Annotated in this window: 18 protein-coding genes and 1 riboswitch; of the genes, 3 read left to right on the forward strand and 15 right to left on the reverse strand. The window is 64.8% G+C overall.

What is annotated here, in order from left to right:
* The 6 genes from VN047_RS11750 to bglX form a co-directional block, all read right to left on the reverse strand.
* The coding region (locus VN047_RS11750; RefSeq protein ID WP_325542877.1) for an ABC transporter ATP-binding protein at nt 1-423 on the reverse strand (423 nt) is incomplete at its 3' end.
* Nucleotides 417-1,418, reverse strand: a complete 1,002-nt coding sequence (locus VN047_RS11755; RefSeq protein WP_325542879.1) for an iron ABC transporter permease — start codon at nt 1,416-1,418, stop codon at nt 417-419. The genes VN047_RS11755 and VN047_RS11750, both read right to left, overlap by 7 nt.
* Complete coding sequence (locus VN047_RS11760; protein WP_414712701.1) at nt 1,415-2,269, reverse strand: ABC transporter substrate-binding protein; 855 nt, start codon at nt 2,267-2,269, stop codon at nt 1,415-1,417. The genes VN047_RS11755 and VN047_RS11760 overlap by 4 nt, the downstream gene beginning before the upstream one ends.
* Nucleotides 2,269-2,877: a cob(I)yrinic acid a,c-diamide adenosyltransferase gene (gene cobO / locus VN047_RS11765; protein ID WP_325542883.1), complete on the reverse strand. Its 609-nt coding sequence runs from the start codon at nt 2,875-2,877 to the stop codon at nt 2,269-2,271. The genes VN047_RS11760 and cobO overlap by 1 nt, the downstream gene beginning before the upstream one ends.
* A 177-nt stretch (nt 2,878-3,054) precedes the next feature.
* Nucleotides 3,055-3,272, reverse strand: a riboswitch (cobalamin riboswitch).
* Nucleotides 3,273-3,374: 102 nt separating this feature from the next.
* Nucleotides 3,375-4,613 (reverse strand): MFS transporter, encoded by a 1,239-nt coding sequence (locus VN047_RS11770; protein ID WP_325542885.1) that lies wholly within the window; start codon nt 4,611-4,613, stop codon nt 3,375-3,377.
* A gap of 42 nt (nt 4,614-4,655) precedes the next feature.
* On the reverse strand, nt 4,656-6,974 hold the full coding sequence (gene bglX, locus VN047_RS11775; RefSeq protein WP_325542887.1) for a beta-glucosidase BglX: 2,319 nt from the start codon (nt 6,972-6,974) through the stop codon (nt 4,656-4,658).
* 247 nt (nt 6,975-7,221) lie between these two features.
* Between bglX and VN047_RS11780 the strand changes: the two genes are divergently transcribed.
* Nucleotides 7,222-10,305 (forward strand): TonB-dependent receptor, encoded by a 3,084-nt coding sequence (locus tag VN047_RS11780; protein WP_325542889.1) that lies wholly within the window; start codon nt 7,222-7,224, stop codon nt 10,303-10,305.
* A gap of 68 nt (nt 10,306-10,373) precedes the next feature.
* Entirely contained in the window at nt 10,374-11,858 is a 1,485-nt protein-coding gene (locus VN047_RS11785) for a glucoamylase family protein (protein WP_325542891.1), read from the forward strand.
* 30 nt (nt 11,859-11,888) lie between these two features.
* Here VN047_RS11785 and VN047_RS11790 read toward each other — a convergent pair whose 3' ends face one another.
* The 9 genes from VN047_RS11790 to VN047_RS11830 all read right to left on the reverse strand — a co-directional run bounded on the left by VN047_RS11790 (nt 11,889) and on the right by VN047_RS11830 (nt 21,495).
* The gene (locus VN047_RS11790) at nt 11,889-12,755 is read right to left on the reverse strand and encodes an endonuclease/exonuclease/phosphatase family protein (RefSeq protein WP_325542893.1); all 867 of its coding nucleotides are present in this window, start codon (nt 12,753-12,755) and stop codon (nt 11,889-11,891) included.
* Nucleotides 12,752-14,098, reverse strand: a complete 1,347-nt coding sequence (locus VN047_RS11795; protein WP_325542894.1) for a GH1 family beta-glucosidase — start codon at nt 14,096-14,098, stop codon at nt 12,752-12,754. The genes VN047_RS11790 and VN047_RS11795 overlap by 4 nt, the downstream gene beginning before the upstream one ends.
* Entirely contained in the window at nt 14,095-14,850 is a 756-nt protein-coding gene (locus VN047_RS11800; RefSeq protein WP_325542896.1) for an alpha/beta hydrolase-fold protein, read from the reverse strand. Before VN047_RS11800 ends, VN047_RS11795 begins: the two co-directional genes overlap by 4 nt.
* Nucleotides 14,851-14,873: 23 nt before the next feature.
* Nucleotides 14,874-15,689 (reverse strand): carbohydrate ABC transporter permease, encoded by an 816-nt coding sequence (locus VN047_RS11805; RefSeq protein ID WP_325542898.1) that lies wholly within the window; start codon nt 15,687-15,689, stop codon nt 14,874-14,876.
* The gene (locus VN047_RS11810; RefSeq protein WP_325542900.1) at nt 15,686-16,582 is read right to left on the reverse strand and encodes a sugar ABC transporter permease; all 897 of its coding nucleotides are present in this window, start codon (nt 16,580-16,582) and stop codon (nt 15,686-15,688) included. The genes VN047_RS11805 and VN047_RS11810 overlap by 4 nt, the downstream gene beginning before the upstream one ends.
* Nucleotides 16,579-17,847: an extracellular solute-binding protein gene (locus VN047_RS11815; protein ID WP_325542903.1), complete on the reverse strand. Its 1,269-nt coding sequence runs from the start codon at nt 17,845-17,847 to the stop codon at nt 16,579-16,581. Before VN047_RS11815 ends, VN047_RS11810 begins: the two co-directional genes overlap by 4 nt.
* A gap of 16 nt (nt 17,848-17,863) precedes the next feature.
* Nucleotides 17,864-18,895: a LacI family DNA-binding transcriptional regulator gene (locus VN047_RS11820; RefSeq protein WP_325542905.1), complete on the reverse strand. Its 1,032-nt coding sequence runs from the start codon at nt 18,893-18,895 to the stop codon at nt 17,864-17,866.
* Nucleotides 18,896-19,013: 118 nt separating this feature from the next.
* On the reverse strand, nt 19,014-20,099 hold the full coding sequence (locus VN047_RS11825) for a sn-glycerol-3-phosphate ABC transporter ATP-binding protein UgpC (RefSeq protein WP_325542907.1): 1,086 nt from the start codon (nt 20,097-20,099) through the stop codon (nt 19,014-19,016).
* A gap of 25 nt (nt 20,100-20,124) precedes the next feature.
* Nucleotides 20,125-21,495, reverse strand: a complete 1,371-nt coding sequence (locus VN047_RS11830; RefSeq protein ID WP_325542909.1) for a sugar MFS transporter — start codon at nt 21,493-21,495, stop codon at nt 20,125-20,127.
* Nucleotides 21,496-21,753: 258 nt separating this feature from the next.
* Between VN047_RS11830 and guaB the strand changes: the two genes are divergently transcribed.
* Complete coding sequence (gene guaB, locus VN047_RS11835; protein ID WP_325542911.1) at nt 21,754-23,211, forward strand: IMP dehydrogenase; 1,458 nt, start codon at nt 21,754-21,756, stop codon at nt 23,209-23,211.
* Nucleotides 23,212-23,293 lie beyond the last annotated feature (82 nt).

A 23,293-nucleotide genomic window follows, 5' to 3' on the forward strand; every position in this document is an offset into this window, starting at 1 on the left:
ACCCGACAATTCGGTCGCGATCCGGTCGCGCAGATCGAGGACATCGGCGCGTTCCATCGCACGCTCGATTGCAGCGGTATCGGCCTCGGCGATCCGCGACATCGGCGCGAGGTGCGGCAGCCGTCCCAGCCCGACGAGGCGCTCGACGGTCAGCGGCCAGTGCAGCGTCTGCCCTTGCGGGACATAGGCGACACGTCGCGCGAGATCGGAGCGCGGCATTGACGCCGCATCGACGCCGTCGACGCGGACCGCACCGGTCGCGGGTACCAGCGCCAGCATTCCGCGCGCCAGCGTCGACTTGCCCGCGCCATTGGGGCCGACGATGCCGGTCAACGTGCCGGGGTCGAATTCGGCGCTGACGTCGTGCACCACCGCGCGGCGGCCGAGGGTGACGCCCACATGATCGAGGGTGATGGTCACCATATCCGTCGCTCCCGCATCAGGTGGATCAGGAAGACCGGTACGCCCAGAAAGGCGGTGACGACGCCCAGTTTCAATTCGTTCGTCGTCGGAATGATCCGCACGCCAAGGTCGGCGAGCGTCAGCAGCGCTGCGCCTCCGATCGCCGACGGCAGCAGGATTGCCGACGGGCTGCGGTCGGTCAGCGGCCGGATGAGGTGTGGCACGATCAACCCGACGAAACCGATCGCCCCGGCGACCGCGACCGCGCCGCCGACCCCGATCGCGGTGCCGACAAGCAGCCGCAATCGCATTCTCCGAAGATCGATGCCCAATGCCTGCGCCGCATCCTCGCCGAGTGTCAGCGCGTCGAGCGCGCGGCCATTCCACAGCAGCATCGCGGTCCCGATCGCAATACACGGCAGCGCGAGCCAGACATGGTCGAACGAGCGGTTCTCGAGGCTGCCGAGCAGCCAGGTCATGATCTCCATCGCAGCGAACGGATTGGGCGACAGGTTGAGCGCAAGGCTCGTCCCCGCCACCGCCAGCGTCCCGACGGCGATCCCCGCGAGGATCAGCGTCAGCGGACTTTCGGCTTTGCCCGCAAGCACGAACAACAGGGCGAGCGATACGAGCGCGCCGCCCGTCGCGAGCAGCGGCAACACGATCGGATGGATGTCGGCCAGACCGAAATAGATCGCCGCCACGCCGCCGAGCGCTGCCGCGTTCGATGTGCCGAGTACCGATGGTTCAGCGAGCGGATTGCGCAGATAGCCTTGCAACGCCGCCCCCGCGAGCCCGAGCATCGCGCCCACTGCAAGCGCCAGCAAAGTGCGCGGCAGGCGCAGGTCGAACAGGATGATCGAAGCGACCTTGTCGTTGTTGCCCGTCGCCGCGTCGACGAGGCGCGCGACCGACAGGTCGACCGCGCCAAAGAGCAGCGATGCGATCGCGGCGACGAGTGTGAGTGCCGCCAGCGCGGCGATCAGCGACCAGCGGGGCAGGGCGAAGCGGCTCATGAGCGAGAACCGTCGATGTGCGCGATCTGCGTCGCCATGCTGCGCGCCGCTTGCGTATATGCGGGGCTGCCGCACACCGTCCACGCCTGCGGAACGCTGATGCGCGGGATATCCTTCAAGGCCGGATGGTGCAGCATCTCGCTCCCCTGATCGTTTACCTTGTCGGTCGCACTCTCCACGATCAGAAAATCGGGCTCGGCCGCGACCATCTCTTCGAGGCTGAGCTGCGACAGCGGCGGTTTGCCGAGCTTGCCGGAAAGGTTGACGAGACCGGTGCGCGTCATCAATTCATCGATCAGCGTGCCCGTCCCGGTCATATAGCCGCGGCGCTGGTAATAGGCTGCGGTTCGCCCCTTGCCGGGCTTCGGCAGGCCGGCGAGCTCGCTCTCCATGCGGGCGATCAGTGCGGTGCCTCGCTCGGGGTGGCCGACCGCGACGGCGGTCTGGCGGACCGACGCATAGATTTCGTCGAGCGTGTTCGCGGTGGCGAGATCGAGCAGCGGATAAGTGTGTTCGGGCAGCGCGCGGAGCGCCGCGCTGCGGCTCGCGGGCATGCCCACAATAAGATCGGGTTCGATCGCGAGGATCTGCTCGGCCGAATTGCTCAGCAGCGGGATACCTCGCGCCTTTGCCGCCTCGCCCGACATAGTGGTATCGGTTGCGTTCTTCGTCAGCCCTGCGATCTGCCGCTTGTCGGCAAGCGCGAGGACCAGCTGGTCGGCGCACAGGTTGATCGACACGATGCGCTGCGGAATGGCGGGCGCTTTCACGGGGGGAGAGGGGGAGGCAGCCCATAACAGGCCCGCAACACATGGTAAGGCAACCAGCGTCCAAAGGCCGCGCGGCGACATCAAAACTCGATTCCCCTTTGCGCTTTGACATTCTGCTCGCGGAAGGGATGTTTTACTTGTGCCATCTCGGTCACCAGATCGGCGGCGTCGATCAGTTCCTGCGGCGCATTGCGGCCGGTTATGATGACATGCGTCATGTGCGGTTTGGCGCCGATCACCTCCAGCACTTCATCAACGGGCAGATAATCATATCGCAGCACGATGTTGAGTTCATCAGCGATTACCATCGTATAGCTTGGGTCGGCGATCATCCGTTTGACCTCGTCCCACGCTTCGCGCGCCACCGCAATGTCGCGCGTCCGGTCCTGTGTGTCCCAAGTGAAGCCTTCGCCCATCGGTTTGAACTCGATCAGGTCGGGGAAGCGGTCGAACACCGCTTTCTCGCCCGTCGCCATCGCGCCCTTCACGAACTGCACGACGCCGACTTTCATGTCGTGCCCGATCGCGCGCACCGCCATGCCGAGGGCAGCCGATGTCTTGCCCTTGCCCGGGCCGGTGTGGACGATAATCAGGCCTTTTTCGACCGTCTTCGCCGCGACCTTCTTCGCTTGCGCGGCCTGGATCTTTTTCATCTTCGCCGTGTGCTCGGCGTCGGTACGCGTCTTCATGGGGTTCCCCCGCACGCCAGCAACGAAGGCGGAGCCTGCCGATGCGCGGGCGCGATCGACCGGTGCTGGCATCGCAAGTGGCGTAGCGGCCCGCGACTCCAGCACCGAGGCGGCTCCAGCCACCTGGTCGTCGCTCGACGGACATCTCCGTGCCGCGGCCGTTCCCTGGGCCAAGGCATTGAGCGACCCACACCGGCAGGTCTCCTGGCTCGCGGGTCAGGGCTTGATGCACGCCTTCCCAGGTTGCCCCAGTGGCTGTCCGGATCGAACCGGACGGTGCATCGCGCTCGCCGCTTACAGTTGCAGGGACAGCCTCGGCTTCAGGGGTATAGAACATACCCCGTTACCGCGTTCCCTATTAAGCCCTCTCGGGCACCGGCGTGATCATGCGCGGGGCAACCCCGCACCCGCCGCCCATAGCGGAACGGCGGTTTTGCGCAATCGGCTTTTACGCAAGGGCTGGCGGGGCCGGATTCGAATGGCGTGGCAACCGACGGTCAGGGCAAGAGCCGGCCTTCGTCGCGACGTGGCATCGGCGCGACGAAGCGCAGCACGAGCGCCGACAACAGCAGCCAGCCGGCCGAGGTCAGGATCGCGGCAGGCAGCGTCGCCAGATCGGCAACGAGGCCCAGCGTGTAGGCACCGAGTGCCATCGCGCCGAAGGTAACCGCCTGATAGATCGACAGGCAGCGCCCGAGAATTTCTTCGGGCGAGCGAAGCTGCATCGCGACGTTGAGCGTCGTCAGCGTCGATACCCATGCGCCGCCGGCAACAAAGGCCGCGAGCACCGTCGGCGGCAGGCTGGCGGTCAGCGCGACGGGCAACATCGCAGCCGCGAAGACCAGCGACGCCGCGGTCACCACCCGGTCGCTGCCCCAGCGCCGACGCGCCTGACCGATCCACAGCGCGGCAAAGATCGATCCCGCACCGAATGCAGCCAGGCATAACCCATAGGTGATTTCGGTGCCGTGCAACCGGTCACGGACGAGCGAGGGGAGCAATGCCTGAAACCCCGCGGCGCCGAAACCGAAGGCAAAGCCGCGGATCAGTACGCGGCGTACCGGATCGGAGTGAGCGCAGAAGCGGAGTCCCGCCCTGATCGCTGTCAGCATCGGCGTCCGGCGCGGCGGTACGGTCTCGGGATGCCAGCGCAGCAGCACGATGATCAGTGCCATGTAGCTCAGCGCGTTGAGGCCGAAGGCCGCGACGGTGCCGACGATCGCGATCAACATGCCGCCGAGCGCCGGCCCGACGCTACGCGCGAGATTGAAGGCGATGGTGTTGAGCGCGATTGCCTGCGGCAGATCCCGCGGCCCGACCTGAAGGCGCACCGACGCCTGCCAAGCTGGGCCGTTGAGTGCGGTGCCGCACCCAACCGCGAGCGTGAAGAACAGCAAGGTCATCGGGGTGATCGCATCGAGATATGTCGTCAGCGTCAGCGCAGCCGAAACAAGAAGCATCCCCGTCTGCGCGGCGAGCATAACCCGTCGCCGGTCAAAATTGTCGGCGATCGCACCGGCGAAGATGCCGAGCAGCATGATCGGGATCGTCGCGCCAGCCTGCACCAGCGCGATCAGCAAGTGCGATTGTGTGAGTTCGGTCATCAGCCACGCTGCGGCGACCGACTGGATCATCGATCCCATGTTCGACGCGAGGTTCGCAATCCAGATCGCCCGAAATGCCGGATACCGAAACGGCGCGAGCGCGGAGGGCGGGGGTGGCGTGTTGGGACTCACTTGCAGGCGCGTAACCCGGCCCGCCATCCTCGGCAAGACCGACTATCGGGTCAGCTCGAACGCGGCTTCGGACCCTTCTGCCGATGATGGCCCGACCCACAGCTTGAACTGGCCGGGCTCGCTGCCCCAACTCATGTCCTGGCGCGTGAAGGCCAGATCGGCGTCGGTCAGCGTGAAGCGGACCGTCCGCTTCTCGCCCTTCTTCAGGCTGATCTTCTCGAAGCCCTTCAATTCCTTCACCGGCCGTGTCACCGAGCCGACGAGATCGCGGACATAAAGCTGCACCACTTCCTCGCCGTCGCGGGCGCCGCTGTTGGTCACCGTGACGCTCGCGGTCAGCTTTTCGCCGGGCCGCACCTTGGCCTTGTCCAGCATAACAGGCGAATAGGAGAAGTTCGTGTAACTGAGGCCGTAGCCGAACGGGTAAAGCGGCGTGTTCGGCGTATCGAGGTAGCGCGAGACATATTTCGCGTCGGGCGCGCCGAGTTCGATCGGTCGGCCGGTGTTTTTCATGTCGTAATGGATCGGAACCTGCCCGACATTGCGCGGGAAGGTCACGGGCAATTTTGCCGACGGATTATAATCGCCATAGAGGACGTCCGCGATCGCGTGGCCACCCATCGTGCCCGGATACCAGGCCTCGAGGATCGCATCGACATTGGCGTCGGCCCATCCGATACTGTTCGGGCGCCCGCTCATCAGGACCAGGATAATCGGTTTGCCGGTCTTCCTGAGTTCCTCGAGCAGCGCCTGCTGGTTGCCCGGCAGATCGAGCGACGTGCGGCTTGCCGCCTCGCCGGTCATGTCCCAGCGTTCGCCCATGGCAGCGATGATGACATCCGATTTCTGCGCCAGCGCCAAGGCTTCGGCAAATCCATCCTGCCTGCCCTCGGCGGCGAATTCATAGCCGGCGCCCTTGGCATAGCCGACGCTCGTGCCCTTGGGCGCGCGTGCCTGCAGCCCTTCGAGCAAGGTCACCGGGCGCGTCTTGCGGTCGCCCGCCGCCGACCAGCTGCCGATCATATCCTCTTTGCTATTGCCGAGCGGGCCGATAACAGCGATCGATTTCGCCGATGCAGTGAGGGGGAGGGCGTTGTCCCCGTTCTTGAGGAGCACGATCGACTTGCGCGCGACGTCGCGCGCTGCCTCGAGGAATTCGGGTTTGTAGATTGTCGCCTTTTCGCGCGCCTCGTCGGCGTAGCGATAGGGATCCTCGAACAGGCCGAGGCGATATTTCATCTCGAGGATCGCCTTGACCGCGGCGTCGATGCGCCGCACATCGACCTTGCCCCCGGCGACCGATCCGGCGAGATTCTCCATGTAGACCGCGCCTTGCATGTCCATGTCGACCCCGGCGTTCATCGCCTGCTCGCCCGCCTGTTTCAAATCCTTCGAATAGCCGTGCGGGACCATTTCGTTGATCGACGTGTAATCGGTTACGACAAAGCCCCTGAACCCCCATTTTTCGCGCAGCACGTCGGTCAGCAGATAGCGGCTGCCCGATGCGGGGACCCCGTCATATTCGTTGAACGATGTCATGAAAGTCGCCGCGCCGGCATCGGCGGCCGCCTTGAACGGCGGCAGGTAGATGTCGCGCAAGGTGCGCTCCGAAATGTCGACGGTGTGATAGTCGCGCCCGGCCTGCGCCGCGCCATAGGCGGCGAAATGCTTGGCGGTCGCGAGGATCGTGTCGGGGCGTGACAGATCGTCGCCCTGATAGCCGCGCACCCGCGCCTTCGCGATCAGGCTGCCGAGATAGACGTCCTCGCCGGCGCCTTCCGACATCCGGCCCCAGCGCGCGTCGCGCGCGATGTCGACCATCGGCGAAAAGGTCCAGTGAATGCCTTCGGCCGATGCCTCGATTGCCGAAATTCGTGCTGCTTTTTCAATCGCCTGCAAGTCCCAGCTCGCCGCTTCGCCCAGCGAGATCGGGAAGATCGTGCGGTGGCCGTGGATCACGTCATAACCAAAGATCAGCGGGATTTTCAGCCGCGTTCCCTCGACGGCCAACCGTTGCAATTCGCGCGTATATCTGGCCGTATAGGCATTGAAGATCGCGCCCACGCGCCCGGCGCGGATATCGTCCTGATATCCTTCGCGCATCGTCGGCCCGGTCGTTTCCCAGTCGCTCGTGAGCAGGGTCAGCTGGCCGATCTTTTCGTCGAGGGTCATCTTCGCCATCAGGTCGGCGATAAAGCGATCCATCTTCGGATCGGGGCGCATCCAGCCGGTCGAGTCCACGCGCGCCGCCTGGCTCGCGCTGGTTGCCGGTTTCGCGAACAGCGGGGCGGAGGAGAGCGGTCCCGCCACCATCAGGGTGGCCAGCGTCAGGCATGTGAGGTTGCGCGTCATCGGCAGCATGATTCGTCCTTCCCGGTCGGGTCTGGTTTTACATTGTCACGCGGATTGGCCGAAATCGGCCGAAAACCGGCTGGTCCCCGATCGCATCCATCTGTGTCGCTTCACCCCTATACAGTGATCATGAAACCGGTTACAAATCAAAAAAACAAGGACGCGGTTTCTCGCGACTCGTCGCTGCAGGATGGCAAGGTCGGTCAGCGAATGAGGCGAGAGCGGGAAATGTCGGGGCGCTAAAAGGGAGGATGCCGTGAAGTTTCCACATGAATTTCAGAGCGTTGCCGCATGCCGGTCGCGCGCTCGTTCGCTGGCCGCCGCACTGGCGTGGAGCAGTGCTGCCGCGGCGCTTGCGGTCGCCGTGGCCGCGCCTGCGCATGCCCAGGTAGCGGGCGCCTCGCTACGCGGTACGGTCAAGGCCGAAGGCGGCGTGTCCGAAGTGACCGCGGTCAACGTCAACACCGGCCTTACCCGCACCTCGACCGTCAGTGCGAGCGGTGGTTACAGTTTCTCTTCCTTGCCTGTCGGCACCTATCGCCTCGAACTGACGACGCCGCAGGGCAAGCGACAAACCGACGAGTTCGCTCTCAACGTCGCGCAGAATGCGGTGCTCGACTTCGACTTCTCGCAGCCCGACATCGCCGAGGGCGACGACGACGCGATCATCGTGACCGGCAGCCGCATCCGTTCGATGGAAGGCGGCGAAGTCGGCACCAACATCTCGCAGCGGCTGATCGAGGTGTTGCCGCAGAACAACCGCAACTTCCTGGCCTTTGCCGACCTTGCGCCGGGCGTGCAGTTTGTCACCAACAGCGCGAACCAGACGAGCCTGCGCGGCGGCGCGCAGGGCGCCAATGCGATCAATGTCTTCATCGATGGCGTCAGTCAGAAGGATTATGTTCTGAAGGGCGGCGTCACCGGGCAGGATACGACGCAGGGCAATCCCTTCCCGCAGCTCGCGATCGGCGAATACCGTGTCATTTCGTCGAACTACAAGGCGGAGTATGACCAGGTCAGCTCGGTAGCGATCACCGCGGTGACCAAGTCGGGCACCAATGAATTCCATGGTGAAGGCTTTTTCGACTTCACCAACCAGAGCCTGCGCGACCGGTTGCCGCGCGAGAATTTCCCGACCTATATCCCCAAGGTCCGCACCAAGGACATGCAGTTCGGTGGCGCGCTGGGCGGTCCGATCATCAAGGACGTGCTGCACTTCTTCGTGACCTATGAAGGCAAGCGCCGCGTCGAACCGCGCGAGATCAGGCCGGGCCTCGACCTGCCCGTAGACTTCTTCCCGACCGAATATCGGGACGCATTCGGCGCCCGGACGTCGTCGTTCAACGAGGATCTCTATTTCGGGAAGATCAATTTCACCCCGACGGCGAACGATCTGTTCGAATTTTCGGTCAAATATCGCGACGAGAGCGGCGAGGAGCTCAACAACGGCTTCCTGGCCGCCGAAACTGCGACGATCACCAAGGTCAAGGAATGGCGCGGTCTCGCGCGCTGGGAACATACCGCCGACACCTGGGTCAATGATTTCAAGGTCGCCTATGAGGATGTGACCTGGAATCCGCGGCCGCTCAATTTCGGCAATGTCTCGCTGTTCAATGCCATCCTGCCGCCGATCCCGCCCGCAACTGCACCGCGGCGCGGGGACATATTGCGTATCGGCGCCGGCTCCAATTTCCAGGACAAGGGACAAAAGGGCTGGCAGGTTTCGAACGACTTCACCTGGACCGGCCTTGAAAGCCACACGTTCAAGGTGGGCGTGAAGGCGAAATGGGTCGAACTCAACGCCAACACGCAAAACCTGAATCCGCTCTTCACATATAATGCGACCTACGAACCGGCGGGCACCCCGCCCGGCACATTCAACGATACCATCCCCTATCGGATGACGTTCAATGCGCCGGTCAACGGCGGCGATCCGAACATCATGTCGAAGAATTTCCAGTTCGGAATCTATGCGCAGGACGATTGGGAAGTCGACGACCGCCTGACGCTGAATATCGGCCTGCGCTGGGATTATGAGCGGACGCCGGCTTTCCTCAACTATGCCCATGATCCGGCAATCGCCGAGTTCGTTGCGGGCCGTGCGGGCTACACCAACCCCGATGGCACGGTGACGCCGCCCTATACGAACCTCGCCAACGCGAACTATGATATCAACGACTATATCTCGACGGGTAGCGAGCGAAAAGCGTTCAAGGGGGCGTGGCAGCCGCGCCTCGGCTTCACTTATGCGCTCGACGAGGAAAAGCGTTTCGCGATCTTCGGTGGCTATGGCCGGTCCTATGACCGCAACCAGTTCGATTTCATCCAGCAGGAACTGGCGCAGGGCCTGTTCGCCGGCCGCACCTTCAACTTCAACAACCCCGGCGACACCGACAATGTCTGCACGCCCAGCGCAACCTGTATCGCGTGGAATCCGGCCTATCTGACCGAGGAGGGGCGCGCCGCCCTTGTTGCCGGGCTCCCGGCCGGCGCAGGACGCGAGTTGCGGTTCATCAAGAATGATCTGAAGACGCCCTATTCGGACCAGTTCAGCCTCGGTGTTCGCGGCCGCTTCAACCTGCTCGATCTGGAGGCCGGCTATTCCTATGTCGAAAGCCACGACGGCTTCGCCTATGTGTTGGGCAACCGAAAACCCGACGGATCTTTCTTTGTCATCAATCCCGATACTGGCCGGCCGGATTCGCCGTTCGGCACCGGCCCTGCGCCATTCAGCAACATCATCCTTGGTACCAACGGGATCGAAACGCGCGCCAATACCGCCTATTTCAAGCTGACCAAACGCTACACCGAATTTTCGCCGTGGAGCCTCGACGCGACCTATACCTTCACCGACGCCGAGGAAAATCGCGAGCTTGGTCAGGTCTTCGCGCTCGATTTCCCGGGGATCGAAAATTATCCCTTCATTACGGCGACGGGAACGCGCAAGCATCGGTTCGTGATGGCAGGATCGGTCGACATGCCGATGGGCTTCACCCTGTCGGGCAAGTTCCAGATCGCGTCGCCCAAATATCTGGCGGAGATCGTGAGCAGCCCGGCGACGGGTACGACACCGCCGACCCGAACTGTCACTTCGATCGAGACCGAGGGCAATGGCGATCGTTGGGGTTATCGCCAGATGGATCTGTCGATCACCAAATATATCCCGATGCGCTTCCTGACCGAAGAGTCGCGGCTGCGCTTTCGCATCGACATTATCAACCTGTTCAACGACCGTAACTACGGCGGCTTCAGCGCGGCGACGGGCCTGCGTAACCAGAACGACCTCAGCCTTGACGGGCCGCCGCGAACGATCAAGCTATCGGCCGGTTTCCAATTCTGACCGGCTGACAGGCGTCCGGCCTGCACCCCCCTCCCGCGGGCCGGGCGCCTCTTTTTCTGGAGTATCGAATGTCGTTTCGTATCGGGGCATCGCTCCTGCCCCTCGTCGCGCTGACCACGGCATGCACGGCCACGCCGGCGCCTCCGCCCGCCGCCACGATGCTGCCGCCGATCACCGAGGCGGCGTTCTCGGAGGAGCTGACCGAGCGCACCTTCCGCTATTTCTGGGACACCACCGATACCGAAAAATGCCTCGCGCCCGATCGCTGGCCGAGCAATCCCTTCTCGTCGATCGCCGCGACCGGCTTCGCGCTCACCGCCTACGGCATCGGCGCCGAGCGCGGCTATGTGACCCGCGCCGAGGCGGCGCTGCGAACGCGCGATTGTTTGCGTTTTTACTGGAATGCGCCGCAGGGGCCCGAGGCGGCAGGGAACAGCGGCTACAAGGGCTTCTTCTATCATTTTCTGAGGAATGACGACGGCACGCGATACCACACCAACGAGCTATCGACGGTCGACACCAGCCTGTTCCTTGGCGGCGCGCTCTTCGCGCAGAGCTATTACGACCGCGCCGATCCGGTCGAAACCGAAATCCGCGACCTTGCCGAGAAGATCTATACGCGGGTCGACTGGACCTTCGTCCAGCGCACCAACACCGGGACGCAGGCAGACAATCTGGCGAATTCGCACGGTATCACCATGGGCTGGAAACCCGAACGCGGTTTCGAAACGCACGACTGGGTCGGTTATAACGAGGGCATGCTCGTCTATATCCTCGCGCTCGGTTCGCCGACGCACCCGGTGGGCAAGGATGCGTGGGACAAGGGCTGGGCCGCCGATCTCGAAAAGGACTGGGGCACCTACTATGGGCAGCAGCATCTGCAGTTCGAACCGATGTTCGGGCATCAGTATAGCCATGTCTGGATCGATTTCCGCGGCATCCGCGATGACTATATGCGCGGGAAGGGGATCGATTATTTCGAGAACAGCCGCCGCGCGGCACTGGCGCAGCGCGCCTATGGTGCCGGCAATCCGAACAAATGGGTCGGCTACAGCGCCGACATCTGGGGCTGGACCCCGTCGGACGGACCCGCCTATTCCAAGGGCCGATATCGCGTGAACGGCACGCCGCGCGCCTTCAACACCTATATGGCGCGCGGCGTCAGCGCGATCCGCGTCGTCGACGACGGCACGGTCGTCCCGACCGCGGCCGGCGGTTCGGTCGCCTTCGCGCCCGAGGTGGCGATCCCCGCGCTGATGGCGATGCGCACGAAATATGGCGCGCGCCTGTATACCCGCTATGGTTTCAAGGACGCGTTCAACCCCAGCTTTACCTTCACCGATGCGGGATCGCGCTCGGGCGAGGTCGATCCGGTCCATGGCTGGGTCGCGAACGACCATCTTGGTATCGATCAGGGACCGATCCTTGCGATGATGGAAAACCACCGCAGCGGATTCGTGTGGAAGGTGATGCGGAAAAATCCGCACATCGTCCGGGGATTGAGGCGCATCGGGTTCGGGGGCGGCTGGCTCGATGACGCGAAAGCGGAATGATGCTCCCCGGCACAATCCGGGGCCTGCGGGTCAGCAGCCTTTCCCGATGCAAAGATCCGCCAGCACCGGATAATGATCCGACGGCAGCTTGCCGCCGGTCTGGTCGGTCAGCGTCGCGTGGCGCAGCACCGTCACATCGTCGCTGACAAAGATATGGTCGATCGGGCTCGGCTCCATCTGCGCGATCCTGAAGCCCGTGAAGGTGCCGGGCGGGCCATAATGCGGCGTGCGGCTGATCGTGCGGCTGTCGCGGAGCGCGCCCCGGCCGCGCTCGACGATCGCAACATAGGGGTTGCTCGTCGCGGGGCTGTTGAAGTCGCCCATCAGCACCGCGGTTTCGCCCGCCTTGCGCTGGCCATCGATCCAGCGGCGGATCTGGCGCGCGCTTTCCTGCCGCGCGACCTCGCCGATATGGTCGAAATGGGTGTTCACGACGAGCAATGTACGTTTCGCGGTCCGGTCGTGCAGCCGCGCCCATGTCGCGATCCGCGGTAGCGCGGCGTCCCACCCCTTGCCCGGCGTGTCCGGGGTCGGCGACAGCCAGAAGGTGCCCGATCCGGCGAGGGTGAAACGGTCGCGGCGGAAACCGAGCGGCGAATATTCTCCCTTTTCCTTGCCGTCGTCGCGCGCGACGCCGACGAATTGATAGCCGGGCAGATCGGCCTCGACGGCCTGTTTCTGGTGCTGCAACACCTCCTGCATCCCGACGATGTCGGGGGCGTGATAGGCGACGAGCGCGGTCAGCGCGGAACGTCGGTGCGGCCAGGCGTTGTCGCCGTCCGATGCGATATCGAGGCGGATGTTATAGGTCATCGCCTCATAATGGTCGGCGCGCTCTTTCGCCGCCGCGGGCACCGCGAGCAGCGCCGCCGCGAGGAGCAGGGCTTTGCGGGTCATCCGAGGTTTCCTCCGTTTGCCGCGATCACGCTGCTGTAGAAACGCGCGCTGCGCTTCGGTGTGCGGGCCTGCGTTTCATAATCGACGTGGACGATCCCGAAGCGCTTCGAGAAGCCGAGCGACCATTCGAGGTTGTCGAGCAGCGACCACGCCATATAGCCGCGCACGTCGACGCCCATTCTGATCGCATCGCCGATCGCCGAGATGTGGGTGCGGAGGTAATCGCAGCGCAGCGGATCGTCGATCCCGTCGGGGCCGGCCTTTGGCGGATCGTAAAAGGCGGCGCCATTCTCGGTGATGTAAACGGGGATGTCGCCATAGGTGTCGCGGAACCAGACGAGCATGTCGGTCAGCGCCGGCGGACAGACTTCCCAGTCGGTCGTCGTGTGCGTGGCAATCTGGCGCACCGGCGACGCGCCGAGGGGCCACTGGTGCGGATCGGCCTTGACGACGTTGCGCGTGTAGTAATTGATCCCGATGAAGTCGACCGGCTGACAGATCGCCGTCAGGTCCCCGGCCGGCCATTCGGGCCAGGCTTCGCCGAATATTCCGGCGAGTTCTTCGGGGTAGCTGCCCTTCAGCGCCGGGTCGAGATACTGGCGGTTCATATAGGCATGCGCGCGGGCGGTAGCGGCGATGTCTTCGGGATTGTCGCTCGCCGGATATTTGGGTTCGATGTTGACGACAAGGCCGATCTCGTGTGCGCCTTCGCTGCGATAGGCCTCAACCGCTGCCCCGTGCGCGCGCATCAGATTGTGGCTCGCGATCGGGGTCTCGAACAGGTTGCGGTGACCCGGCGCGAGCGCGCCGTGGAGATAGCCGCCGTCGGTGATCACCCACGGTTCGTTCAGCGTCACCCACTTCTTCACGCGGCCGTCGAGGCGGCGGTACATCGCCGTGCCATAGTCGGCGAACCAGCCGGCGATGTCGCGGTTGAGCCAGCCACCCCTGTCGTCGAGCGCCGCGGGCAGGTCCCAGTGGTGGAGCGTGAGCAAGGGTTCGATATCGTGCTTGAGCAGTTCGTCGACGAGCCGCTCGTAGAAGTCGAGGCCGGGCTCGTTCACGCGCCCGGTCCCCTCGGGCAGCACGCGGCCCCAGTTGACGCTGAAGCGATAGGCTTTCAGCCCCAGTTCCTTCATCAGCGCGACATCGGCGGGCATGCGGTTGTAATGGTCGCACGCGACGTCGCCCGTGTCGCCCTTCACCGCCATCAGCCGCGGGTCGTGGCTGAAGCGCTGCCAGATGCTTGCACCCGCACCGTCGGCGAGCGGCGACCCTTCGATCTGGTACGCGGCCGTCGCGGCGCCCCAGAGGAAATCGTCGGGGAAAACAGTCTGCGTCATTTCTTGTCCTTGTCGGTATCCGTCGGGGAGGGGCGTTTCTGTTCGAGCAGCCAGGCGTAGAGCGCCGGGTCGTCATAGGCCGGGTCCCAGGCATTGTGGCCGAGGTCGGGATAGATGGTGAGGCGGACCTTGCGGCCGCCGCAGGCATGGATTGCACGCGCCATGTCGAAGCTGCCCTCGGGGGTGACGACATCGTCGCGGTCGCCGTGAAACGCCCAGACGGGCAGGTCCATCAGGCGGCATGCCTCGCCGGGATTGCCGCGCCCTGCGACTGCTGCGACGGCGGCGAAACGTTTCGGCTCGGCGATTGCCCAGCGCCAGCTTGCATGGCCGCCGCGGCTGAGGCCGGTCAGATACACGCGCGCCGGATCGATGCGCCAGGTCGCCGCGATATGATCGACGAGCTTGTCCAGCTTCTCGATATCCCAGTCCTGATCGGTGCCGAGCAGCGGAGATACTGTCAGGAAAGGAAAGGCCGGATCGCGCTCGGCGATCTTCGGCGGGCCATGCACCTTCACCTTCGTAATATCGTCGCCGCGCTCGCCCGACCCGTGCAGAAAGATCAGCAGCGGATATTGCTTCGCCGTGTCGCCCATATAGCCCTTGGGCACGAACAGCTGGTACGGGTAGTTTCCGGCCTCGACCGGCTGCTGCGGCGTCTGTCCCTCGACGATCGGCGGCATTTTCGTTTTCGCGGCGGCAGGGGAGGCGGCGAGCGCGAGGCCCAGTAGCGCCGCGGTCCAATATGTCATGACAATATCCCTGGTCGAACGGTTCATCCCTTGACGCTCCCGGTCAGAAGCCCGCTCAGATAGAAGCGCTGGAGCGCGAGGAAGAGGATGAGCACGGGAAGGGTGGTGACGACGGCGCCCGCCATCATCAGCTCGTTGTCCTGCACATGCTCGCGGCTCATCGCGGCGAGCGCGACGGGCAGCGTGTAGAGATTCTGGTCGGCGAAGATGATCAGCGGCCACATGAAATCGTTCCAGCTGCCGAGGAAAACGAACAGCGCCAGCGTGACGATGATCGGGGTCAGGATCGGCAGCACGACGCGGCGGAGTATCTGTCCCTCGCTCGCGCCGTCGATGCGCGCCGCCTCGAGCATCTCGTCGGGGATCGACCGGCAATATTGACGGACGAGGAAGATGCCGAAGATGCCCGCGAGCCACGGCACGAGCGCGCCGGCATAGCTGTTGACGAGTCCCATCGCCTTGAGTTCGAGAAACAGGGGCAGCATGCCGACCTGTCCCGGCACGACCAGCGCGGCGACGAGCAGGCGGAAGGTCGCGTCGCGTCCCCTGAAACGCAGCTTGGCGAAGGCGTAGCCCGCCGGGATCGTGAACAGCAGTGCAAGACCTGTCGCAAGCGTCGAGACGAGCAGGCTGTTGGCAAGAAAGCGCCCGATGCCGAAGGTGCCGAACAGGGTGCGGTAGTTGTCGAGGCCGGGGTCGGTCGGCAGCAGCGGCGGCGGGAATTGCGACGCCTCGCCGCGCACCATGAAGCTGACCGAGAGCATCCACAGCAGGGGTGCGATCGTCAGCAGCGCGACCAGCGCGGCGAGCAGGGTGACGGACCAGCGGCGCACGCTCATATCGCGCCGCTCCTTCTGGCGAGCCGGAGCTGCACCAAGGTCACCGCCAATATGCAGAGGAAGAGCAGGAAGGCGACCGCGGCGCCCGACCCGAGGTTCCACCATTTGAACCCCTCTTCGTACATGAAATAGAGGATGGTGACGGTCGACTGGGCGGGGCCGCCCTGCGTCATCACGTAAGGCTCGGCGAAGAGTTGGAACATGCCCGCGACGGTCAGCACCGACACCAGCAACACCGTCGGTGCAATCACTGGCAGGGTGACGTGGCGCAGCCGTGTGAACCAGCCCGCGCCGTCGATCCGTGCCGCCTCGTCGAGTTCGCGCGGCACCGTCTGCAATGCCGCGAGGAAGATGATCATATTATAGCCGAACGTCTTCCATCCGACGAAGAGCAGGACCGCGGGCAGCGACGCGTGCGGACTACCCAGCCAGTCGATCGGCGCGATACCGAACAGCGAGAGCAGGTAATTGACGAGGCCGTAGCGCGTGTGGAGCAGGTAGCGCCACACGACCGCGGTCGCGACGAGCGTTGTCACATAGGGCGCGAACAGCGCGACGCGCCAGACGGGGCGCCACTTGAGCCAGCGCGAATTGACCAGCATCGCGGCAAACAGCGATAGCAGCACGATGAAAGGAGTGCCGATTGCAACGAACAGCAATGTGTTCGACATCGCCTTCCAGAACAACGGGTTCCCGACCAGCCTTGTGTAGTTCTGGAGGCCGACGAAGCGCAGGTTGCCGATATCGGCGAGCGCGTAGATATCGAAATCGGTGAAACTCAGGAACAGCGAGGCCGCGGCCGGGACGGCGAAAAAGACCGCAATGGCGGCGAGCGCCGGCGCGCTCATCGCCCAGCCGGCGCGGGCCTCGCGCGTACGGCGGGTCGCGCTCACAGCGCCTTTCCCTTGTCGAGCATCCAGCGCCGTTTCTCGAGCAGCCGGTCGGCGCGGCGATCCATCTCTTTTGCCGCTGCATCGACGCCATATTGCCCACGCACCATGCGCTCGGCGACGATCTGCATTTCGGTGACGATACGCTCCCATTCAGGTACCTTGGGGAGCGCCATTGCACGATCGAGCTGCGCCGCGAAGGGCGCGACGAGCGGATCGGCCGCAAGCCCGGCCGCGCGCCATACCGACCGCCGCGCCGGCAGGCTGTCCGTCAGCTTGTGGAATTCGAGCTGGGCGGCGGGCGTCAGCAGGCGCGTCAAAACCTCCCACGCCGCGTCGCCGTTCGCACTGCCCGCGAAGACCACGAGGCTGGAGCCGCCCGGTGCCGCCGACCCGATGCCATCGGGGCCGGGATTGGGCGCGGTGCCCCATCTTGCCCGCATGTCGGCGGGGAGACGGCTTTTCAGGTCGCCTATCGTCCACGGTCCCGACAGGAATATGCTGAACAGGCCATTCGCGAACTCGTTCCAGATGTTCGAAATCTGCGCCGACGACACCCTCGGCGCGAGGCCTTCGTCAAACAGCGATTTGTAGAAGCCGAGTGCCGCCTTGAATCTTGGGTCGGAAAAGGCGCCGCGCGAACCATTGTCGCGCAGCATCCGCGCGCCGGCCGACAGCGCCAGCGTGGTCAGCTGCTCATATTCGTTGAGCGGATAGAGAATGGCATAATTGCCGCTTCCGGCTTGCCGCTTCACCTTGTGCAGCGCTGCTTTCCACGCGTCCCACCCGGACGGCGGCGCGGCATAACCCGCGCGCGCGAACAGATCCTTGCGGTAGAATTGCAGCCGCGTATCGACATACCACGGCACGGCCCAGGCTTTGCCCGCGATGCGGTTTGTATCGACGACTGCGGCAAACTGGTCGCCGAGCAGCGCTTCCGCCGATGCGGGAACGGGCGCAATCGCGCCGATCGCCGCCATTTCGGCGATCCAGCTGTTACCGACCTGCCCGATCGCCGGGAGCGAGCCGCCGGCAAAGCCCGTGAGCAATTTTTCGTGTGCCGCGGTCCACGGGAGCGGCTGCACTTCGATCGGCGGGATACCCGCAGGCAGCGAGAGACTTTTCAAGAGCGCGGGCAGGTTCGCCCCCTCGTTGCCCATCGCCCAGATCGCCAGCGTGCCCCCACGCTCCGTACCGCACGCGCCGAGCACCGGAAGCAGGGGCAGCATCCCGAGCGCGGCCGACATCTGGCGCCGCGTTATCGGCATCGGGTGCCCCCGCAGGTCATTCGTGCGCGCCAGCCGCCGCGGGCTTCTGTGCCATGTCACGGCCTGTGGTGCCGCGCGCGATCAGCGCCGGTGTCAAAATCGTCGCGCTTGCCGCGCCGAGCGTTTCGCCGCGCAATATGCGCAGCAACATCATCATCGCGGTCGATCCGAGCCGGTCGATATGGACCTGCATTGTCGAGAGCGAAGGGTTGAGGTGCCGCGCGAGCGGGATGTCGTCGAACCCCGCGACCATGATGTCGCCCGGCACCGACTTGCCCGCCTCGGCCAATCCCGCGATCAGCCCGACTGCCATCTGGTCGTTTGCAGCGAAGGCAGCGTCTGCCGGCAACTGGCCCTGCACGAGCAGACGCGCCGCCTGTATGCCACTTCCTTCGGAAAAGTCGCCGGGAAGAATGGCGGGATTTCGTACCCCGGCGATCTTCGCCATCGCATCGACGAAACCGCGCTGGCGGTCGCGGGCATCACGGTTGTGCTTCGGTCCCGCGATATGGACGACCTGCCGCGCGCCGCGCGCGAGCAGCGCTTCGGTCATCGTATAGGCACCCCGGTAATTGTCGACCGCGACGAAGGGCAGGTCGAGCGATCCGGCATCATAGTTGAGCAGCACCGTCGGCAGCGCCGCGTCGAGATAATCGGCGAGCAGTTCGGGCTTCAGATCGGGCGGCATCACGAGCAGCCCGTCGACGCGCCCGCGCATCGCCGCGATCGCCGCTGCGGTTTCGTGCGTGCTGCCGTGCATGTTCCCAAGGAGCAGGTGCATCCCCGATTCATGCGCGACAAGGTCGATGCCCCGGATGATTTCGGAGAAGAACTCGCCGAACAGGTCGGGCAGGATGACGCCGACGGTGTCGGTCTTGCGCCGCGTCAGGCTGCGTGCGCCGCTGTGCGGCACGAAGTTCAGCTTTTTGACCGCCGCCATCACCGCGGCGCGTGTCGGTGCCGTGACATTGCCGAGCCCGTTGATCGCACGCGATGCCGTGGCGACCGAAACCCCCGCTTCGCGGGCGACGTCCCTCAAAGTAGCCATGATATTCGCCCCTCTTCCCTCCGATGGCGCCGGGTCGCCGTTGCGACTCCGGTCATTCCGTCTTCGCCGGGTGCGGAAACATTTGTTACGTAACCGGTTACAATGGCGAAATGCAAGGTCATTTGCGCTTCCCCGAGCGCAGCGCGCGACCTTCGGCGTCGAACAGGTGGAGATGATCCGCCGGCAGGCGGACGGGCACCATATCGCCTTCGCGCAGGCTGCCGTCGTCGCGCAGCTGGCAGGTCAGCGTGTCGCCGCCTGCGACGCCTTGCAGATGCACCGTCGCCAGGCCGCCCAGCCGTTCGATAAAGGCGATGGTAAAGCCGAGAGCGCCCGAAGCCGCGCCCATCACGACATCCTCGGGCCGGATCCCGATCGACAGGCGCGTCCCCGGATTCGGCGGTTTTACGTGCGGGGGCAGGGGAATCTCCCGCCCGTCGGCAAGTGCCGCCTGTCCGGCATCGGATATTGTGACCGGCAGGATGTTCATCCGCGGTGTGCCGAGAAACTGCGCGACGAAGATATTCGCCGGGCGCTCGTAAAGTTCGCGCGGGGTTCCGCTCTGTTCGATCTGCCCGTCGCGCAGCACGATGATCCGGTCGGCAAGCGTCATCGCCTCGATCTGGTCGTGGGTGACGTAGAGCGTCGTCGTACCGAGCGTGCGGTGCAGCGCGGCGAACTCGTATCGCATCCGCACGCGCAAATCGGCGTCAAGGTTCGACAGCGGCTCGTCGAACAGGAAAATCTGCGGCTGGCGCACGATCGCGCGACCGATAGCGACGCGTTGCCGTTGCCCGCCTGACAGCGCGGCGGGTTTCCGGTCGAGCAGCGCCTCGATGCCCAGGATTTCGGCGGCGCGCTGCACCTGTCGGGCGATCTCTCCCCCGTCAGCTTTTGCGATGCGCAACCCGAAGGCCATGTTCTCGTAGACGCTGAGGTGCGGATAGAGCGCGTAGGATTGGAACACCATCGCAATGCCGCGCTCCGATGGCGGAAGGTCGGTCACGTCGCGGGTGCCGATGATGACGCGGCCGCCGGTCAGCTCCTCGAGCCCGGCAACCGCGCGCAGCAGCGTCGACTTGCCGCATCCCGACGGGCCGACGATCACGGTGAACTCGCCGTCGGCAACATCGATCGACACACCCTTCAGGACCTCTGTCTCGCCGAAGTTCTTGCGTGCATCCCCGATCGACAGTCCCGCCATGATCCTCTCGTTCCCGCGCGGCCGGTCAGTGAACCGTCGCGCCGGCGCTCGCCTGCCGCGCCGGTGCGCGTCCCGCGGCGACCGCGAAGACGCATAGCGCGGCATAGCAGAGCGCGGGCAGGAGGATCGCGGTCGAATAGCTGGTTGCGCCCGACAGGTTTCCGACCAGCCACGGAATGATCGCGCCGCCGACGATCGCGGTGCACAGCAGTCCCGATGTCGCCTCGGCGCGTGCGGTCGACCGTTCGAGGGTCAACGAGAAGATCACCGGGAACATGATCGAATTGAACAGGCCGATCGACAGGGCGACGAATCCTGCACCGACCCCGCCGATGAGGATGACATAAAGGCACATCAGGAAGGCGATCGCGGTAAACAGCGTCAGCAGCTTTGCCGCCGATACGCGCGCCAGCAGCACCGATCCGATCGCGCGGCCGATCATCGCGCCGCCCCAATAGAAGGCGACGGCCTTGCCGGCTTCCTGCAGCGACACGCCGGGGACGCCGTCGCTGCCCATCGCAAAGCCGAGCAGCGGAACACCGAAGGCGGCGTCGGACCGGCCCCAGATCGCGTCGCTGTTCAGGAACCACGCCATTTGCGTGCCGATCGCGACTTCGGCGCCGACATAGAGGAAGATCGCGATCGCACCGAGGCGGCTCCAGCGCGACGAAAAGGCTTCGCGGACCAGTTCGCCCATGCTGGCGCGCGCGCCCATCGGCGCGGGCGGTACCGCCTCGCTCACGATACGCCGGCTGATCCAGAAAAAGAGCAGCAGTGCGAGGATCAGCCCGCAAATCCAGAAATAGGCCGAATCGATGCCCGCCAGCGCTTGCGCACGCACCGCGTCGGTGACGACCGTTCCTTCCTTCACCTCGACCCCTTCGAGGAACATATGCGCGCCGATCAGCGGCCCGAGGAAGGTACCGAAGCTGTTGAAGGTCTGGCTGAAGGTCAGGCGGAAATGGCTGCGCTTCGGGTCGCCGAGCGCCGCCGCGAGCGGGTTCGCGGCGACCTGCAGGATCGTGATCCCGCTCGCGAGGATGAACAGTCCGGCGAGGACAAGCGGATAGACGGCGAGGTTCGCGGCCGCGAGCATCAGCAGGCATCCCGCGACCATCGTCGTCAGCGCGGTCAGGATCGACGGAACCGAATGGAAACGCGCGATGAGCGCGGCCGCCGGGAAGGACATCACGCCATAGGCGATAAAGAAGGCGAAGGCCGACAATTGCGCCTCGGCGTCGCTCAGCGTGAAGATGCCCTTTACCGCCGCGACGAGGGGATCAATGAGCGAGGTGATGAACCCCCAGGCGAAAAAGAGAACGGTGACCGCGGCAAAGGCCGCCATGGTATTCGACCGTCCGCCAGCATTGGCGGGCGCCTGACCGGGCACGTCCATCCAGAATATCCTCTTTGCCAAAACTATGTTATGCGGCGGGTCTAACGAGGGGCCAAGGGCAATGCAACCGGTTACATCCGGACGTCCGCAATGCTGCCTGACGGCGCCCCGGAAAATCATCCTCGCCACGCGAAATAATCGTTCGTCCCCCACTGGCGCGCCCGGGCGCGACTGGTTACATGGGCCGCCACCAAACGAATCGCGTGTGCCGCCCCGCAATCCGGGGCAGGCGCCGCCTGCACCAGAAAGTGGCGACCCATGGAAATCATCACCGGCCTGACCTTCGACGATGTTCTGCTGGTCCCCGGCGCGTCGGATATCCTGCCGTCGGATGCGAACCTGTCGACCCAGCTGACCAGCGAGATCAACCTCAACATCCCGATCCTGTCATCGGCGATGGATACGGTGACCGAGGCCGACATGGCGATCCTGATGGCGCAGATCGGCGGCATCGGCGTCCTCCACCGCAATCTGACGATCGAGGAACAGTCGGCCGCGGTGCGGCAGGTGAAGCGCTTCGAAAGCGGGATGATCGTCAATCCGATCACCATCACCCCCGATGCGCCGCTTTCCTATGCCACCGCGTTGATGGACCAGCACCGGATTTCGGGCATTCCGGTCGTCGAAACCGGCGGCAAGCTTGTCGGCATCCTGACCAACCGCGACGTCCGTTTCGCTGACAATCCGGGGCAACCGGTGCGCGAGCTGATGACCGCCGACAATCTCGCCACCGTCCGCCCCGGCGTCGGGCAGGACGAGGCGCGCAAGCTGCTGCACCAGCGCCGGATCGAAAAACTGCTCGTCGTCGACGACGATTATCGCTGCATCGGGCTGATTACCGTCAAGGATATGGAAAAGGCGGTGAACTATCCCGATGCGACGAAGGATGCCGGCGGCCGGCTCCGTGTCGCCGCCGCGACCAACACGGGCGATTCGGGAATCGAACGCGCCGAGGCCTTGCTCGATGCCGAATGCGACCTGATCGTCGTCGACACCGCGCACGGCCACAGCAAGGGCGTCGGCGAAACCGTCGCGCGGATCAAGAAACTATCGAACCGCGTCCAGGTCCTCGCAGGCAACGTCGCGACCGGCGATGCGACCAAGGCGCTGATCGACGCGGGCGCCGACGGTGTGAAGGTCGGCATCGGACCCGGCTCGATCTGTACCACGCGCGTCGTTGCCGGCGTCGGCGTGCCGCAGCTCACCGCGATTCTCGACAGCGTCGAGGCGGCGGCGAAGCTTGGCGTCCCGGTCATCGCCGACGGCGGTCTGCGTACCTCGGGCGACATCGCCAAGGCGCTGGCCGCGGGCGCGTCGAGCGTGATGGTCGGATCGCTGCTGGCGGGCACCGCCGAGGCGCCGGGCGAGACCTTCCTGTTCCAGGGCCGCACCTACAAAAGCTATCGCGGCATGGGCAGCGTCGGCGCAATGGCGCGGGGCTCGGCCGACCGCTATTTCCAGCAGGACATCAAGGACCAGATGAAGCTGGTTCCCGAGGGCATCGAGGGTCAGGTGCCCTTCAAGGGCCCGGCGAAGGACGTCATCCACCAGCTCGTCGGCGGCGTGAAGGCGGCGATGGGTTACACCGGCAGCCGCACGCTCAAGGACCTGCGCGAGCGCGCGAAGTTCGTCCGCATCACCAATGCCGGCCTGCGCGAAAGCCATGTTCACGACGTCGCGATCACCCGCGAGGCGCCGAATTATCCGGTCGGATAAGGGCGGCCGATGACCCCCGCAGCGCGCGTCCAGACGGCGATCGAGATCCTCGACGCCATCGCCGCCGCCGCGCGCGAGGGCG

Origin of the sequence: Sphingopyxis sp. (assembly GCF_035565275.1) — a bacterium.
In the GTDB taxonomy this organism is placed as follows: domain Bacteria; phylum Pseudomonadota; class Alphaproteobacteria; order Sphingomonadales; family Sphingomonadaceae; genus Sphingopyxis.